12 protein-coding genes and 6 pseudogenes are annotated in these 17003 nt (G+C 39.2%); 3 read left to right on the forward strand and 15 right to left on the reverse strand.

Annotation, left to right across the window (positions count from 1 at the left end):
* Positions 1 to 93: 93 nt before the first annotated feature.
* A pseudogene (locus AAZO_RS30945) lies at positions 94 to 326 on the reverse strand (hypothetical protein).
* Between the two features lie 67 nt (positions 327 to 393).
* Here AAZO_RS30945 and AAZO_RS16290 point away from each other — a divergent pair.
* Positions 394 to 1014, forward strand: a pseudogene (locus tag AAZO_RS16290) (DUF3318 domain-containing protein).
* Between the two features lie 351 nt (positions 1015 to 1365).
* On the opposite strand, the gene AAZO_RS16295 reads toward AAZO_RS16290, so the two are convergent.
* The 3 genes and pseudogenes from AAZO_RS16295 to AAZO_RS38805 all read right to left on the reverse strand — a co-directional run.
* Complete coding sequence (locus AAZO_RS16295) at positions 1366 to 1806, reverse strand: hypothetical protein (RefSeq protein WP_228371243.1); 441 nt, start codon at positions 1804 to 1806, stop codon at positions 1366 to 1368.
* Positions 1807 to 1809: 3 nt separating this feature from the next.
* Complete coding sequence (locus AAZO_RS16300) at positions 1810 to 1989, reverse strand: transposase (RefSeq protein ID WP_228371244.1); 180 nt, start codon at positions 1987 to 1989, stop codon at positions 1810 to 1812.
* 426 nt (positions 1990 to 2415) lie between these two features.
* Positions 2416 to 2637 (reverse strand): annotated as a pseudogene (locus AAZO_RS38805) (IS66 family transposase); the annotation flags it as partial.
* 92 nt (positions 2638 to 2729) lie between these two features.
* Here AAZO_RS38805 and AAZO_RS30950 point away from each other — a divergent pair.
* A pseudogene (locus AAZO_RS30950) lies at positions 2730 to 3978 on the forward strand (IS701 family transposase); the annotation flags it as partial.
* A 246-nt stretch (positions 3979 to 4224) separates the two neighbouring features.
* Here AAZO_RS30950 and AAZO_RS42670 read toward each other — a convergent pair.
* The 9 genes and pseudogenes from AAZO_RS42670 to AAZO_RS16350 form a co-directional block, all read right to left on the reverse strand.
* A complete protein-coding gene (locus AAZO_RS42670; RefSeq protein ID WP_013192088.1) occupies positions 4225 to 4419 on the reverse strand; it encodes a hypothetical protein in 195 nt (64 codons plus the stop codon).
* Positions 4420 to 4534: 115 nt separating this feature from the next.
* Positions 4535 to 6180, reverse strand: a pseudogene (locus tag AAZO_RS43920) (IS1634 family transposase).
* 379 nt (positions 6181 to 6559) lie between these two features.
* Positions 6560 to 6832 (reverse strand): hypothetical protein, encoded by a 273-nt coding sequence (locus AAZO_RS27055; RefSeq protein WP_144031318.1) that lies wholly within the window; start codon positions 6830 to 6832, stop codon positions 6560 to 6562.
* A gap of 246 nt (positions 6833 to 7078) precedes the next feature.
* Entirely contained in the window at positions 7079 to 7228 is a 150-nt protein-coding gene (locus AAZO_RS35530; protein WP_187289503.1) for a hypothetical protein, read from the reverse strand.
* Positions 7229 to 7240: 12 nt separating this feature from the next.
* Positions 7241 to 7423, reverse strand: a complete 183-nt coding sequence (locus AAZO_RS27060; RefSeq protein ID WP_049790778.1) for a hypothetical protein — start codon at positions 7421 to 7423, stop codon at positions 7241 to 7243.
* Between the two features lie 169 nt (positions 7424 to 7592).
* Positions 7593 to 9827, reverse strand: a complete 2235-nt coding sequence (locus AAZO_RS16335; RefSeq protein ID WP_013192089.1) for a glycoside hydrolase family 57 protein — start codon at positions 9825 to 9827, stop codon at positions 7593 to 7595.
* A 127-nt stretch (positions 9828 to 9954) separates the two neighbouring features.
* The gene (locus AAZO_RS16340; protein WP_041641028.1) at positions 9955 to 10185 is read right to left on the reverse strand and encodes a NifU family protein; all 231 of its coding nucleotides are present in this window, start codon (positions 10183 to 10185) and stop codon (positions 9955 to 9957) included.
* A gap of 163 nt (positions 10186 to 10348) precedes the next feature.
* Entirely contained in the window at positions 10349 to 12130 is a 1782-nt protein-coding gene (locus AAZO_RS16345; protein WP_013192091.1) for an ATP-binding protein, read from the reverse strand.
* A gap of 184 nt (positions 12131 to 12314) precedes the next feature.
* Positions 12315 to 12551, reverse strand: a complete 237-nt coding sequence (locus AAZO_RS16350) for a type II toxin-antitoxin system CcdA family antitoxin (RefSeq protein WP_013192092.1) — start codon at positions 12549 to 12551, stop codon at positions 12315 to 12317.
* 355 nt (positions 12552 to 12906) lie between these two features.
* Between AAZO_RS16350 and lepA the strand changes: the two genes are divergently transcribed.
* Positions 12907 to 14718: a translation elongation factor 4 gene (lepA, locus tag AAZO_RS16355; RefSeq protein WP_013192093.1), complete on the forward strand. Its 1812-nt coding sequence runs from the start codon at positions 12907 to 12909 to the stop codon at positions 14716 to 14718.
* A 109-nt stretch (positions 14719 to 14827) separates the two neighbouring features.
* On the opposite strand, the gene AAZO_RS42675 is transcribed toward lepA, so the two are convergent.
* Together AAZO_RS42675 and AAZO_RS43925 are read right to left on the reverse strand one after the other, a co-directional pair.
* Positions 14828 to 15088, reverse strand: a complete 261-nt coding sequence (locus AAZO_RS42675) for a hypothetical protein (protein ID WP_013192094.1) — start codon at positions 15086 to 15088, stop codon at positions 14828 to 14830.
* Between the two features lie 115 nt (positions 15089 to 15203).
* Positions 15204 to 16861, reverse strand: a pseudogene (locus AAZO_RS43925) (IS1634 family transposase).
* Positions 16862 to 17003 lie beyond the last annotated feature (142 nt).

Below are 17003 nucleotides of genomic sequence, written 5' to 3' on the forward strand. Positions count from 1 at the left end.
TAGTCTAGAACTTTTTTGCTACTGGTCAACAGCTTGAATAAAATCTTTACGGTTTTCAAAGCTATTTGCATCCTTTTGCGGGGGTTGGAAAACTTAGTGTGAATCTGTGGGTGGCCTGTCGTTACTCCAAGCCCACCAAGCACAACCACAATGACAATGGTAGAATTCTCACCACTTACGACGATGGTTTACAGTTGTAACAGCCGATCGCCTATTTAACCAAACTACTACCGCTTCTCGACTACTGGAGTGACGGGACAGCAAAACTGAGTTGCGAGAATAGCTTGATTTGTCCATTCTGGAGCTGTGGGAACAAAAGCATCCATCTAAATATTTTAAGTGAAGTCTTAGTAGTAAATTACTATACATATAGTATCGCTAAGAATGAAGACAATGGAGCCAAATAGTGAAATTTGCCCATTGTTTAGATGTAATACCTGCTTCTGGGCGCATGATGACTAAAAACGTCAGTAAACCAGAGCAAAAAAAGGTGATAGATACTGCTTTTGCTTTACCTTGGAGTCAGGAACGACAAAGATATATATTAATTTTGATTTGTGGAGACGCTTCACTAAGCCACAAAGAGATTTACTGCTGCTGTATCAGGTTAGTTGGTGGACAGGGGTGAAGTGGTTACAACCAGATATTTATCAAGGACTGGTTTGAGCAGGGTTGTTAGGTGGTGTGGTGGAAGTTGCCTAATCTGATGTGGTAGGTGTAATTATCGCTGGAGGATTAAGTGTTTTAGCTGGTGTGCGGATATGGCGGATGAGTCAGTCACAGAAATCAGAATTAAACGCCGATACAACAGCCATTAGCATTGCCCAAAGACGTAATTATTCAGAAACAGAAGCCGCACAGCATTTGTTAACCGCCATCGAGACAGTACCAAGGATAGAAGGGCGTTCTGGTTTAGATTTTAGTGAACTAATTCGGTGTCAAAATTTGAGAGCGATCATGATCGCAGGTTTTTCTCCCATAGCAATGCCAGGAAATAAAACTGGTGATAGGTAATTGGTGATTCAATTTGAGATTTTGAATTTTGAATGTAGCCCGTCACATATATTGATTAATCAAATTATCTGTGGCGTTTATCAAATTATGTGACGGAACTTAACCACAAATCATAACCGAAGTCCAACCGTCAATTTTCAGCCTTACATATCTGTGCTTAAACAGCTAATCCATGATCAGTATTTATAGAACCCATTTGGGATCTATGAAGTAACTAATCTTCGGAGCATAAGTCTGACAAAACAGAGATGAATTTTAGTCGTCGCATTTTCCAAAGTTCTTTCAAAATTTTTAACCCAGCTTTTACAGCGTTCCATCCAAGCATTACTTCTTTCAATTACCCATCTGGCTTTAACTGGCACAAAACCAGACCTCCCTTGCTTGGCCTTTTCTTCCCTCCTGGAATGGTTTAGGAGACAATTGAAATTGAATTTTACTCATGATTTCTGGATCAACCAAAACTAACTCTGCTTCTAGTTTGTCAGGATGATAGCCGTTGTCTGAAAGAGTTGTCGTTTTAAGCAGTTCCACAGATTTTGATTTGAAGAAGTCGATATAAATTGTCAACATCTCAATCAGCCCTTGGTCATCAGAAATATTAGCCTGAGTACAGTGAATAAAAAAGGGAAAGCCGAGAATATCTACTGCCAGATGCCTTTTTATAGCGTTGGTGGACTTGTAAAAACAAAACCCCTTGGTTTCAATACTAGCGTTACAAGTATTTTTAACGGCTTGGAAATAGCTCATTATCAAGGTAGTCCAAACTGGCTTTCTTCCTTCTTTTGCTCGCACCCTCTAGTGTAAAATCTCCATGATATCCTCAATAAATCCATCACTAGGTAAGTCAGCCCAATTACAGCCATTTTTCAGCTGATAAAAGATACCATCTAAAATTTGTCTTTTACTCCATGTACGTGGATGAGTCAGCTTCTTTTTAGGCAATAAATAATGGTTCAATAATTGACCACTCTTCATCTGTTAAACTGCTTAAACATATGAGAAATAAGAAGTACTTTTAAGATCAAATTCTACAAGAACCCAAATGGGTTCTATAGCACACACCCCATCAGAACTAAAATCAACAAGAGCCGCTTATTGGCTAATCAAACTATGTGACGCTTATGCGACAAAGTTAATCAAATTAAGTGTCGCACCCTTTCCCCCGTCCAAAACCCCACAACCCGCTCATCCCAATACTTCCCACCACTTCCCCGCAAGTCCTGCGATTCATGAATCTATCTGTCATCCTACAATGATTTCATTTTGAATGCCCTATCTGTCGCAAACATTTTCTGAATTGGTATTAGAAGCTTCTGTTGAGTATTTACAAAGCAATAAGCAGAATCATCTATAAATATACCGCTAATTATCCTTGTAGTGTGTTGAGGTAAGGATTCAGGTCTAAGGAAGAGGGATTAAAAAAGGTGTATGGAAGGCAGAGTGAACCATGGCTTTCATAGGTTGGTCAAAAAACTCAATTAGAGAAAGTGCTTGACGGCGACAAGTTTGTATAACGGTCAATAAATTGGCAGGATGTTGGAATAGCTCCAGAGAAAGAGAACCACCAGAGACTTTTCCTTGTGTCAGTGCTAAACCTAACCTTGGTTCAGCTAAATTATTATCAAGGTCTATTGCCTAACGGGACTTAAACAAAAGTTAGGAGTAAAAAGGAGTATAGTGGGGTTTTGGTGTAGCTTTCACGTTAAAAGAAGCTGATGAAAAAAACCACTGCCCCAGCAATGGCACCATGGTTTGAAAGATGGTGTGATTTGATGATGTATTTACTCATCAAGGAGAAAAAAGAGAGTTTAGACATTATTTAGGGGTATGATTGGGTGAAAGTGAGAGAAAAAAGCTATTTCAAATGGCAGAGAATACCCTAGGGGTGACCTACCACCGATTACACCACCTTTTAACTGAAGCACCTTGGTCCAGTTCCCAAGTCAATGACCGTCGGTTAGAGATTATGAACAAGTGTAGTCAGAGGAGAATCACCAGAGGATTTAGCTTAATAATTGATGATTCTGTCCATAGAAAAAGCGGGAATTTTAGGGATGGAGTAGGAAGAAAATATATTGGAGAAATTGGGAAAAGGGATACTGGGATAGTAGTAGTAACAACACATCTATATGGCAGTAAAGCTTACCATTAGATATAGAGTTATATCACCACGGTGATTCTTGACCCAAAGGGAAACAAGACCCTATATTTGAGAAGAAACCTGAGTTAGGAATTAAATTAATACATCTGACCTTAAGCCGTGGTTATCAACCAGGAATAGTAATTATAGATCCTGGATATGGACACAATACATCTTTCTTATTAAAGATAGAAAATCGGAATTTAAAGTATTGAGGAGGACTAGCTAAAAATCCCAAAGTCCTTGCCAGTGACCAAGAGGATAGTCCACCAGTAATTAGGTTAGATAAATTAGCACAAAGTTTACCCCAAGATGCTTTTACAGAAGTTGAACTGGAGTTAGATAAACCCAGAAGATTATGGGTAGTAACTAAAGAAGTAGAAATATCGGCCTTAACTGGAAAGGGGAATATTGCTATCGTCATCAAGGCTTCTACTTTCTCTCAAGCCACTGATATTGAGTACTTTATGACCAATGTTTCTTGATCAATTGTCACACCCCAACGGATAGTTAATACATATTCTCAAAGAAATTGGGTAGAAGTTGTGTACAGGGAAGCCAAGGGATGGTTAGGACTCAAAGAATATCAAGTTCGAGATAAAAGCAGTTGACTGCGCCATTTTATTTTGGTTTGCTGTACCTACACTTTTATTCTTTGCCATCAGTGGACTGGAGGATTAAGACCAAGGTGGGCTAAGAAACCTTTGAATACTTTTACTGCAGCTTTAGAAGGGTTGAGAACAGCCATATCTTTTCTATTTATTGATTGGTTCAACTTGAATCCGGACGTGTTTCCTTCTTATCAAGTCAAGCCAGTTTGGGCTAAATTTGGGCTTGATTTTTGTTTACGTCCCGCTAAGGAAGGTAAAAGTTTACCAGGTTCCCCTGGGGCTTGATCAATGAATGAATGGAAGATTCAACTCTTGGTTGACACTAGGATGGCCAAGTCAAGAATTCATGAAGGTTTTGGGTTTGTTGGAATAAAGGGTAGTTTTTAAAACCTTCATCTATGAGGTAGATGAATTTTGTGCCAATTTCTTGGTGATTTAACCCACATTCCGCACCCTAAACTACCACAGAGAGAAATTACGGAGAGAAAAAATCCAAGGGAGCATAAAAACAAACATATGCAGTGAGAAAAGGCATTGGAGAAACAGTAAAGCACCAAAAATAGCATCAAAAGCTATTCTCAATAAGGAGCAATAAGAAAGAACACCGCCCAGAGGAGTCAACAGATAAATGAAGATATTCAAGAGATAAATCATAACTTAGACTCATAGATTGAAGTAAAAAAAGAAATTATGGACATAGTAAAATAGAGCTATAAATCAACGAAATTAGGTTATTTTCTGATAGAAATTAAATTAATAGAGAGAGAAATTAGGTAACTAATTGATAGTAGGGAAAACAATGCTCTGGTAAAAGATTCACAATGAAATCTCTCTCTTGAGTCCAGTAACAGATGTGTTTTTCTTGGTTAAGTGTAACTAAATAAATAGACTGAAAGCATGGAAAAATCCAGCGTAAAGTGGGGCGGTCAGTTGGTTTACCCAATTGATTTTTACTGTTGATTTAGACTCTCTCGAAGGGGTTCTAATTTGTCGTTCTCCTAAAGTATAAACCAGCAGATATAAACCCATAATCATTCCCAGGGACTCTATTCTCTCTGGACTTTTTAGGAAAATACTGTCTGCAAACAATAATGGGTCTTTGAGAAAAGCAAACCCTCTCTGGCAAGACTGTTGAGCTTTCTTTATATTCACTCAAGATGGAGTCATGGATAAGTTCATTGGAATCCAAAAGGTTTGTAGCAATAATAAAAGGACCTGTCCTCAGAAATTCTGTATTAATTTTACTTTCATTCTGGGAGAATGTAACTGATATCTCATTATGATATCTCTCCTGAACTATCTTTTTTCTTAGATTTGATTTGAGTAACGTTACTCTGGTTAATTCGGTGATATTTGAATTGTTTGAATAGTTTAGATAACCCCTTGATAGCATCAGCTTAACAAGCAAATTCTTCTGGTGATAACTTTTTCAAATCTTGCACAGCTTTTGATTGTGCCTTGGTAATTTTTTGTGAGAGTTTACCTAGGTCTGATTCTCTTCTTTCTTGACTGTGCACTACTAAGCATCTTTGTTCTATGCCTGCATAATTTACTGTTTTTGAAGCTAGTTTATATCCGGGTAACTGACTATCAACAAATTCTGGTTCTGGTAATTTTGATATTAATGATTGTGCTGATTTTACGCTTAATGGCACTGGATATAACCAGCTTAAATCTGACATGATTTTCAGATTTGATTCTGTATATAAGGGCCAGTCTTCTACTATGAGACTGTTAACTTTTAATTGTTGTTGGTACTCTACTGCTATTTTACCAAAGCATGATGAATCTGCTTGGTTTCCCGATGCTAGTATTGAAAATATATATTGGTATGTCTCCATCTCATGAACATATCATCTCTATGATGAACTGTTTTAACTCCGGTCTATGGTCACCAGAATACCCGTAGGTGATGGTTATTTCTTTTAGAGATTTTACTGCTAATTCTTCTGTTTCTTGATTATTTCCTACTTTTTGACTCTCAAATATTACTTCTGGTAAGCTGGTATTATATTGCCCATGTATGTGCATTTATGATGAGTCTAGATACCCTGCTCATAGGGATACTCCAAATTTTTGGGCTGCTTTTAAGGCGACAATAAAGAATATTCTATCCAATACTTTTATAAGTAGTTTATCTATGACTCTCCCCAGTTTATCGTCCTTGAGATATTCTGGTTTTACTCCTGGTCCTATTAGATGGTCACAGGCGATTGTTTCAAAATCTTGGGGAAACATATATAAGGGTTTCTATACAAATCCTAACCCGTTGATTATCATGGCTTTTACTACATGACCCGGACTTACTTTCTCTCCAATTTCAACTCCTATTAATTCGTTGATTATTTCTACGACTCCTATGGCGTCTATTATTCCTGCTACTATGCCTAAATGGTCTAGGTTTTGAGTTTCCATTTTTTGAAGCTTTGATTTCACAACATAATTATCCACAACTCCTGTTGTGATTCAATCATTTCTTCTTCTGTTCTAATTTAATTTTTAAATCATTAAATTTTCTTTTCTTTTATCTTCTTTACAAAACTTTATTCTCTCACTCTATTGCCATTTTAATCATCCTTGTTCTTATTAAGCCTTTTCTCCCTTGCAGGAGCTTTAGTTCTTGTGTACTACTATCTGTGACAGTTAGGGTGCGGAAGGTCGGTCAGTTTTAAGCCAGGAATCTTGATTAGTATCTTGAAGTGACGGGGTAAGGTAGATGTGCCTGACATTTCTGTTGAGCTTTGACCGGATAATCGTTATAGGCAGTAAAGTCATCAGAACTGAGTACACCAGACTAACTTGAACCCAGAATAGATTCTGATTCACCAGGACAAGGAGTATCAGGCCCATGAAATAAAGGGAAGTCACTATTAGCAAAAATCCATAACCATTGTTTTACCCCTTTGACTACCCAGGGTGTTTCATCCCCAAGGATATGAGGCTGGGTTTGTTTTATCCACTGTTTGAGGCTATGAATACTTTGAGCCACTGGACCATCTATTCCTTCATCGGTACCTACTAATGTTCCCACTCCAATTTCTATTTGACCGAGTTCCCACAACAACAAGTGTTGTTTCTCATAGGGTAAATGGCCCTAGTTATTGATCCATCCCAAAAAAGCTTGTCCTGTGATTCCTATATGTTCTCCCAGTACTATCTCTGGTGACCAGTGTGCCCTTTGAGTTTCCCCACACACACTGCAAGTCCACTTCCATTGGCCTGTCCACTAACTCCCCTAGTTGTTGTATTTGGATTTTTATTGGTTCGCCAAACAATTGCCCCTCACCTCACCATCCACACAGTTGCCGTCCCACTATCTCAAATCTATTCTATCTACTCCACCAAACCCCTTTCTCCTTTTTCCCCTATGCCCTGGTTGTCCTCTTGGTTTCCGTTTTCGTGTCTGGTTCTCTTCTGGTTTCTCTTCTTGTTTGTTCTCAGTTTCTTTGAGGATATCTCCCAAGGGTGGGTTGGATCATGTTATGGTCTCTAAATCTCTACTGACTTTGAGTTTCTCTATTTCTTTTTCCAGTTCTACTACTCTATTTCTTAGGTTCTCTATACTTTTCCCCTGGTCAATAATGATTTCTACCAGTTCCTCTATTGCCAACTGCTTCAATATCTCTCTATCTAGTTTTGGTGGCAGCTTCTTTTCCATAACTGCTATATTCTCCCTCTCCTATCACACTTGTTAATACCCCACCATCTGAATCCTTACCTTTTAGATTCTTTTAGATTGATGACGCTCATAAGTTGATTTTCAGGATCCAATTCTAAAAAAATTATTGTTGTTTAAGGTGGGCATTACCCACCCTATTTACTATCAACTAAGGTACTTCAATAGGAATTAAAGCATTTTCTGGTAAATAGCTATGGAAACACCCATCATCGGCTAGTACCAAAATCAGACGCAGGGGATAATCTGGGGGAACTTGCAAATCTGCCCAAGGTATTGCCACTTCTAAACAAGTATTTAAAGCAGCTTGGGCGCGACTAACGCGGGGATACCATTGATAGTTATTTCCTGCTTCTCGAAATTGAATTGATTGTGTGAGTAAATTAATTTCTAGATGATGGTGAAACAGATAATTAACTGGTGATATATCTGGAACTTCTGCTAAAGTTACAGGGCTATTAACCATTGTTCTATCTGGATAATACCAAAGTAAATTTAACTCTGTTGGTAGTTCTTTTCCTGGTGCAATGCCACTTTTAAAATCTACCCGTAAGTAAAAATTCAGGTGATCTACTCCATACCAAAGTCGTTGAATGAGGCTGCTGTTGTGCATTGTTCCCCTTGCACCACCAACTTCTATTCTGCCGGCTTTGTCCCAGTCTTGTTCATCACCTTTACCGTCAATAACTGGGTGAATAAAGGCTTCTGGCCGACGGTCTGCTCGTGTTTCATGGACTTCTACTGGTTTTGTTAAATAGACTGGTATTGGTTCATTGAGGGCTTTATAAATTCCATAGAGATGTTCACGAAATAATTGGTCAAACATGGCATCTTGATTTGAAGAATGTCCTTCTCCAAACCACCAAAACCAATCGGAACCTTCGGCTGCATATAAGGCTTCCCAGGCTGCAGGGTTGTTGTCTTCGGTAGCTTCGGGATGATTGGCTAATACTTGTCTGGCTTGGGTCAGGTAGTCCCAAGCGCGATTTTTGGCGGGATCTCCTATCCAGGTGGTAAAACTGCCATCTACCCAAGAACCACTATGGAGTTGTTCTCCGGGGATAGTGGCTGTGGCGGGATATTTGTCTAGGAATTCCGAGACGGTAACCAGTTTGATATGAGGTTCATTACTCAAGCTTTGATATAAGGTTTCTAGGAATGGTTTGCCGTCTTGGGGATAAAATTCCCAGCAATTTTCACCATCTAAGGCGATGGTTACTAACCAAGGTTGTTCGCTGGGTTTCTCTCTTTGCATTTTAGCGATCACTTGCAAATGTCCCACTAAATCCGCTACGGCCTGTTTTAGCTGCATGGAACTGTATGTGAAACCAATTAAATCTGACAACCTATGGTCACGGAAAACTATGGATAAATCACCTGCTGGAGTTTGCAAAAGATAAGGACGGTACAGTAATTCTGGTTGCTGGACATTTCCTGCCCCATCTCGATGGAAAAAGTGTTTTAAGGTCCAACCTAAGACGGCTTCATCTGAGCAAATCCAATTAAAGCCCTGTTTAATAATATACGGTAATATTTCTGGACTAACTGACTGTTCAGAAGGCCATAAACCCCGTGGTTCTTGTCCAAATCTGTCTTTATATAAATCCCAAGATTTCTGTAAATGACGAGGAATATCTTCCGCCCACTGAAAATGATTGTTAGGTAATGTCATGTTTGGCACTGCTACCTGCCCGGAGTTGGTATCAGCTAACAAGGGCAAAATTGGGTGAGTATAGGGGGTGGTGGTGACTTCTAACTGTCCAGTTTCTTGCATTTTCCTGTGTTGGGGAATAATGCGGCTGAGGATTTGACGTTGTTTAGAATAAATGCGTTGGCGATCACTTAAAGTAAAATTTTGTCCCTGTTTTAACCAAGCTTCAATTTCTGGGTCATCCCAAAACAGAGGATCAATCCAAGCTAGATTATGCCAAGCTAATAAGTCACTGTAATCTAGTGGCTGCCAATTTGCTAAACACCACGCTTGTCCCTTTTCCTGTCTCTGATAGTACAACTGGGCATAGCGGGGATGGGGATCTATTAAAGTATGGTGATTAGCATCAAAAAAATGTTCAACAATAAATTCTTTCTGTTCCTGAGTTAACTTTTCAACAGGTGTTAAGCTGGCAGTCAGATAAGGGTCAAACGCAGTACCAGCAATATAATCTTCTAGTTGCAGTATCAAGGATGGTACTAAATTCACCGTTTGATGTAACTTGGGATACTGCTCTAGCAGCAAGATTAAATCCAAATAATCCTTAGTACCATGTAACCTAACCCAAGGCAAGCGGTACTGCTGACTAGCAGGTGTAGAAACACCACTACGAGGAGATTTATATAACGGCTGATGTTGATGCCAGATAAAAGCGACGTATAGAGGGTGGGACATGAGGAGTGATGAGTTATTGGGGATTTGCTAATAATCTTGAATTATGAATGATGGTAATAGGTAATGGGTAATTTTCCCAATTACCTATTACCCATTACCTATTACCCATCTTCCCAGTCCCTAGTTTCTAAACGACTTGTTCAATCTCCGCAATTTCGGGAATCAATTCCTTGAGGCGGCGCTCAATGCCCATTCTCAGGGTCATTGCCGAACTAGGACAAGAACCACAAGCACCTTGTAACCGCAGTTTTACAATAGGTCCATCCAGTTCTACGACTTCCACATTACCCCCATCAGACATTAGATAAGGGCGCATTTCATCTAATACTGTTTCAACGTTTTCAAGTGTAAGTTCCATAGTTGACATAGTTTTAGACCTGCTAAGTTAATGATGGTGATGAAAATTGGGAATTAAGATCGTTGTCTATTTCCCAAAATAACTAAAATTTTCTTCTTTTGCTGAATTAAATCGATCCTAAACTCCGGACTCTACATCCTATACCCTGCTTCAATAAGGTAATTCAATTAAGAGTTTCTATTTCACACTCGCTAGGGGAACATAACACCGGTTGTTGATAAAGGGGAACTGTGAAGGTTACTGTTGAGCCAAGTTCTTCGCCTAAACTGTAGAAATGTACCTCACCACCCATTGCCTCAATTAGCTTTTGGGATATAGTTAGTCCCAAACCTGTGCCACCATGAGGGCGAGTACGAGAACCATCTACCTGGGAAAATAATTGAAATAGTTTATCTTGTTGGTCTAAGGAAACACCAATACCAGTATCTGCTACCCGTACTTTCACAATGCCGGGATGCTGTGGTTGTGATTGTCCTTTTGCTTTTTTGAGGACTAAATCGGCGCTGATGGTGACACCGCCTTTGTGGGTGAATTTAATAGCGTTGCCCACCAAATTGAGCATGACCTGTAATAATCTTTGGTAGTTGCCCAGGATGATAATTTCATCGGAGGTAGTGGGCATTTGCATCTGGAGGCTGAGATTTTTCATCTCTGCTTGGGGACGCACAAAGCTTTCTACATCATTGAATAATTCATGAAGTCTGACAGGCCCGCAGCGGATATCCATTTTGCCTGCTTCAATTTTGGCAAAATCCAAAATGTCGTTGAGAATACCAAGGAGGTGGATTGATAAATCATGAGCATCTTGGACAAACTCATGTTCTTCTGGCCCATCTGCCATTCCTTCCAAAATCAGCTTGAGTAAGCCAATCATCCCGTTGAGAGGGGTGCGAATTTCATGGGATACATTGGCCAGAAATTCGCTTTTGAGGCGGGATGCTTCTTCAGCTTTTTGTCTTGCTGCTTCCAGTTCTTTGTATAAGGTAGCATGAGCGATCGCAGTTCCCAATTGATCTGCTAATTCTTTGGTTAATTCCAGTTCTGTTTCTGTTAATAAATCGCATTCATCGTTTAAACTTAAGGCTACCAAACCATTTGGCTGATCTTGATAGCTAGTAGCAACCAACAGAAATTTCTGGTGCTGAGGATTTTTATGCACAGACATCTTGATCACCATTGGTTCAAGAGTTGCTAAAGCCTGGGCAAAGACTGCCTCAGAAGATATCTCTATTTCTGAGCCAAGCATGGAATCTAATTCTGGCTGGTGATATTCTGCGATTACCTTGATTTTTGAAGCTCTGGGTTGATAAGGACAAATAATACAACGCTCTAGCTTGAGGATCTTTCCTAAACTGTCAACTGTTTGCTGCCAAATAATTTCTATATCCAGTGTCCGCCGGATATTTCTAGTAATTTTATTTAATAATTTTTGGTGTTGTTGCGATATCTGTCCCACATTACGGGAACGCAAAGCCCACTTTGGTTGTGAAGACGGTTTTGAACCCTCCTGATTTGCTTCTTTGCCATTGACTTGAGCTTGTAATAACCTACCCATGATCAGAACCGTGGTCGCGGCTTGACCCAATTGCGACATAATTGGAGTAATTGTCAACTCCAACTCTATTAATTTCTGACTGCATTTAAACCAGCACTGAACCCTTTCCGGTACTAAAGAACTCAATACCCGGTGTAATTGTTCTAAGTAGGCAACTTTATCTACTGCAGCAAAAGTTTCATTTGCATTCAGTGCTTCAACAATTTTCTCAGTATTTAAATCTAGGAGTTCGCTGCGCTGCCAATCAAATGTTAGATAGCGCCCGCTCCCATCTTGCGTATATACCAACTCAGAACTGAGAGATTGTAACAAGCCATCAGAACTACGGTTAATAGATTCCAGGTTCTGAGAAAATAAATTTGGCAATTGGGTGTTCGCAGTAATAGTCATTAATCGAATTGGATAGACAAATAGCTTTCCACCGTGCTTTTACTAAAGCTGTTTAAATTTTGGCATAAAGTTTTACAGCTTTCACACTTTCGATCGTGTATTTTTGATTTTTCTAGAATTTAGAGCGGTAAATTTTACATTTTTTAGCATTTAGAGGGATTAAAGGAGGGATTGATGGGAAGTTTTAATCGTTCCATTCACCCCTGGGGGGAACTGGTGTATGCATTGGTGTACGAGTTAAGTCATCATCTCTAGGCACATCTCCCCGCAACCATTGGCGGATTGCTACCTCAATCACTTTGCTGGGATCATTGGTAAGATGCTGAATTTGCGCTATTAAGTCAGAGTCCAAGCTAACCGCTATTTCTACCTTGTTGGGGTGCTTGTTCTCCGCATCGGTAGGCTTGTCTTGCATATTCATAGGTTTATATCTGCTAAAGTTTTTTTATCTAAAGCTTTGTCAAGAAGTGATATGAGAATGACGGCGGAATTTGGGGCAAGAGACAAGGTAAGAAAAAATTCCACCCCTCCCCCCTTAACTCTTAACCCTTACCCCATTGAAATAGTACCAAATAACCTTAAAAATTAATCGGTCTATGGATATGGGTATGAGGTGTGGGCTGTAAGGGTGTGGGAGAGAATAGTGTATTATCTCCTATGTCCTGCCTTCTGCCTCTTAACCAATTACCAATTACCAATTACATTACCCAAGAAAGCATTAAAATACATGAAGTAAATAGATTTCACTTTTGGTTTGCTTTAAGCAAAGATAGTATATGACTGACGTTCCCGCAGTTCGCATTCGCAATTTTTGTATTATTGCTCATATTGATCACGGGAAATCTACTCTCGCCGATCGCTTGCTACAAGCCACTGGGACTGTAGAAGACCGACAGATGAAGGAACAGTTTCTCGATAATATGGATCTGGAACGGGAGCGCGGTATTACAATTAAGCTGCAAGCTGCCCGGATGAATTACACAGCTAAAGACGGTCAGCAGTATGTCTTAAACTTAATAGATACTCCTGGTCACGTAGATTTTTCTTATGAAGTTTCACGCTCTCTTGCTGCTTGTGAAGGTGCTTTGTTAGTAGTGGATGCGTCCCAAGGAGTAGAAGCACAAACTCTAGCGAATGTGTATTTGGCGCTGGAGCATAATCTGGAAATTATTCCTGTTTTAAATAAAATTGATTTGCCAGGAGCAGAACCGGATCGAGTAATTGGTGAAATTGAAGAGATTATTGGTTTAGATTGCAGTGGGGCAATTTTAGCTTCTGCTAAGGAGGGAATAGGAGTTCCTGAGATTTTAGAGGCGATTGTGGAAAGAGTACCCCCTGCACCTGATCGAGTGAATGAACGTTTGCGGGCGTTGATTTTTGATAGCTACTATGACAGCTACCGGGGTGTAATTGTTTATTTCCGGGTGATGGATGGTAGTGTGAAAAAAGGTGATCGCATCTATTTGATGGCATCGAGTAAGGAATATGACATTGATGAATTAGGTATTCTTTCTCCCACCCAAAAGCAAGTTGAAGAACTGCACGCTGGGGAAGTAGGCTATTTAGCAGCATCAATTAGGGCAGTAGCGGATGCAAGGGTGGGAGACACCATCACTTTAGCCAAAGCCAAAGCCACAGAGGCATTACCTGGGTACACAGAAGCTAAGCCAATGGTATTTTGTGGAATGTTTCCCATCGACGCAGACCAGTTTGAAGACTTGCGGGAAGCTTTAGAAAAACTGGAACTCAATGATGCAGCCTTGCATTACGAACCAGAAACTTCCAGCGCCATGGGTTTTGGTTTCCGGTGTGGGTTCTTGGGTTTGCTACATATGGAAATTGTCCAAGAACGGCTGGAGAGGGAGTATAACCTAGATTTGATCATCACAGCCCCATCTGTAGTTTATAAGGTCATCACCATCAAAAGTGAGGAAGTGTACATTGATAATCCCAGTCGCTTACCTTCTCCCAATGAACGGGAAAGAATAGAAGAACCCTATGTCCAGGTAGAAATGATTACACCTGAAACCTACGTTGGTTCTTTAATGGAGTTGTCACAAAATCGGCGGGGTGTATTCAAGGATATGAAATATCTCACCCAAGGACGGACTACACTCACTTATGAGTTACCTTTAGCAGAAGTTGTGACTGACTTTTTTGATCAAATGAAATCCCGTTCTCGTGGTTATGCGAGTATGGAATATCATCTCATCGGCTACCGTGAAAATCCGTTGGTAAAACTGGATATTATGATTAACGGTGATCCGGTAGATTCCCTAGCGATGATTGTCCACCGGGATAAAGCATACAACGTGGGTAGATCAATGGCTGAAAAGCTAAAAGAACTGATACCACGTCATCAATTTAAAGTACCTATTCAAGCATCTATCGGTAGTAAAGTTATTGCCAGTGAACATATTCCGGCTTTGCGGAAAGACGTTTTAGCCAAGTGCTACGGTGGTGATATCAGCCGGAAGAAAAAGCTTTTGCAGAAACAAGCCAAGGGTAAAAAGCGGATGAAATCTGTAGGAACGGTGGATGTTCCCCAGGAAGCTTTTATGGCTGTGTTGCGGTTAGATCAAAATTAGTGAAGAGGAAGGTGACAGAAGGCGGAAATAAGAAGTAAGAATTTAGTTTTTCTCCCCTCGTCCTCTGTACCTCTACACTTTTACTCTCCTGAACCTAGAGATAAAAGCATTATTCACCTGGTTTCCCCATGAAATCGGGTGAATAATGCTTTAAACCCACATTCGGCACCATAAAGTGCCACAGAGAGAAATTACGGAGAGAAAAAATCCAAGGGAGCATAAAAACAAACATATGCAGTGATAAAAGGCATTGGAGAAACAGTAAAGCACCAAAAATAGCATCAAAAGCTATTCTCAATAAGGAGCAATAAGAAAGAACACCGCCCAGAGGAGTCAACAGATAAATGAAGATATTCAAGAGATAAATCATAACTTAGACTCATAGATTGAAGTAAAAAAAGAAATTATGGACATAGTAAAATAGAGCTATAAATCAAAGATATTAATTTATTTTCTGATAGAAATTAAATTAATAGAGAGAAAAACTAGGTAAGTAATTGATAGTAGAGAAAACAATGCTCTGGTAAAAGATTCACAATGAAATCTCTCTCTTGAGTCCAGTGAGAGATGTATTTTCCTTAGTTAAGTGTAACTAAATGAATAGACTGAAAGCATAGAAAAATCCAGTGTAAAGTGAGGCGGTCAGTTGGTTTACCCAATTGATTTTTTACTGTTGATTTAGACTCTCTCAAAGGGGTTCTAATTTGTCGTTGCCCTAAAGTATAAACCAGCAGACATAAACCCATAATCATTCCCAGGGAGTCTATTCTCTCTGGACTTTGTAGGAAAATACTGTCTGCAAAAAATAATGGGTCTTTGAGAAAAGCAAACCCTCTCTCGCAAGACTGTTGAGCTTTATATTGAGCTTTATATTCACTCAAGATGGAGTCATGGGTAAGTTCATTGGAATCCAAAAGGTTTGTAGCAATAATAAAAGGCCCTGCCCTCAGAAATTCTGTATTAATTTTACTTTCATTCTGGGAGAATGTAGCTGATATTTCATTAGGATATCTTTCCTGAACTATCTTTTTTCTTAGATTTGATTTGAGTAACGTTACTCTGGTTAATTTGGTGATATTTAAATTGTTTAAATAGTTTAGATAACCCCTTGATAGCATCAGCTTCACAAGCAAATTCTCCTGGTGATAACTTTTTCAAATCTTGCACAGCTTTTGATTCTACCTTGGTAATTTTTTGTGAGGGTTTACCCAGGTCTGATCCTCTTCTTTCTTGACTTTGCACTACTAACCATCTTTGTTGTATTCCTGGATAATTTACTGTTTTTGAAGCTAGTTTATATCCGGGTAAGTTACTATCAACAAATTCTGCTTCTGGTAATGTTGATATTAATGATAGTGCTGATTCTACGCTTAATGGCAGTGGATATAACCAGCTTAAATCTGACATCATTTTCAGATTTGATTCTGTATATAAGGCCCAGTCTACTACTATGAGACTGTTAACTTTTAATTATTTTTGGTACTCTACTGCTATTTTACCAAAGCATGATGAATCTGCTTGGTTTCCCGATGCTAGTTTTAAAAATATATATTGGTATGTCTCCATCTCCTGAACATATCATTTCTATTATAATGAACTGTTTTAACTCCGGTCTATGGTCACCAGAATAACCGTAGGTGATGGTTATTTCTTTTGGTGATTTTACTGCTAATTCTTCTATTTCTTGATTATTTCCTACTTTTTGACTCTCAAATATTACTTCTGGTAAGCTGGTATTATATTGCCCATGTACGTCCACTTATGATGAGTCTAGATGCCCTGCTCATAGGGATACTCCAAATTTTTGGGCTGCTTTTAAGGCGACAATAAAGAATATTCTATCCAATCCTTTTATAAATAGTTTATCCATGACTCTCCCCAGTTTATCGTCCTTGAGATATTCTGGTTTTACTCCTGGTCCTATTAGATGGTCACAGGCGATTGTTTCAAAATCTTGGGGAAACATATATAAGGGTTTCTATACAAATCCTAACCCGTTGATTATCATGGCTTTTACTACATGACCCGGACTTACTTTCTCTCCAATTTCAACTCCTATTAATTCGTTGATTATTTCTACGACTCCTATGGCGTCTATTATTCCTGCTACTATGCCTAAATGGTCTAGGTTTTGAGTTTCCATTTTTTGAACCTTTGATTTCACAACAGAATTATCCACAACTCCTGTTGTGATTCAATCATTTCTTCTTCTGTTCTAATTTAATTTTTAAATCATTAAATTTTCTTTTCTTTTATCTTCTTTACAAAACTTTATTCTCTCACTC

The organism is 'Nostoc azollae' 0708 (assembly GCF_000196515.1).
Taxonomy (GTDB): domain Bacteria; phylum Cyanobacteriota; class Cyanobacteriia; order Cyanobacteriales; family Nostocaceae; genus Trichormus_B; species Trichormus_B azollae.

Excerpts from the sequence above, each read along its gene's own strand:
- AAZO_RS16300 (WP_228371244.1), bottom strand. The coding sequence starts at position 1,989 with ATGAAGAGTGGTCAATTATTGAACCATTATTTATTGCCTAAAAAGAAG.
- AAZO_RS16340 (WP_041641028.1), bottom strand. The coding sequence starts at position 10,185 with ATGGAACTTACACTTGAAAACGTTGAAACAGTATTAGATGAAATGCGC.
- AAZO_RS42675 (WP_013192094.1), bottom strand. The coding sequence starts at position 15,088 with ATGATTTATCTCTTGAATATCTTCATTTATCTGTTGACTCCTCTGGGC.
- lepA (WP_013192093.1), top strand. The coding sequence starts at position 12,907 with ATGACTGACGTTCCCGCAGTTCGCATTCGCAATTTTTGTATTATTGCT.
- AAZO_RS16350 (WP_013192092.1), bottom strand. The coding sequence starts at position 12,551 with ATGAATATGCAAGACAAGCCTACCGATGCGGAGAACAAGCACCCCAAC.
- AAZO_RS27060 (WP_049790778.1), bottom strand. The coding sequence starts at position 7,423 with ATGGAAAAGAAGCTGCCACCAAAACTAGATAGAGAGATATTGAAGCAG.
- AAZO_RS16345 (WP_013192091.1), bottom strand. The coding sequence starts at position 12,130 with ATGACTATTACTGCGAACACCCAATTGCCAAATTTATTTTCTCAGAAC.
- AAZO_RS42670 (WP_013192088.1), bottom strand. The coding sequence starts at position 4,419 with ATGATTTATCTCTTGAATATCTTCATTTATCTGTTGACTCCTCTGGGC.
- AAZO_RS16335 (WP_013192089.1), bottom strand. The coding sequence starts at position 9,827 with ATGTCCCACCCTCTATACGTCGCTTTTATCTGGCATCAACATCAGCCG.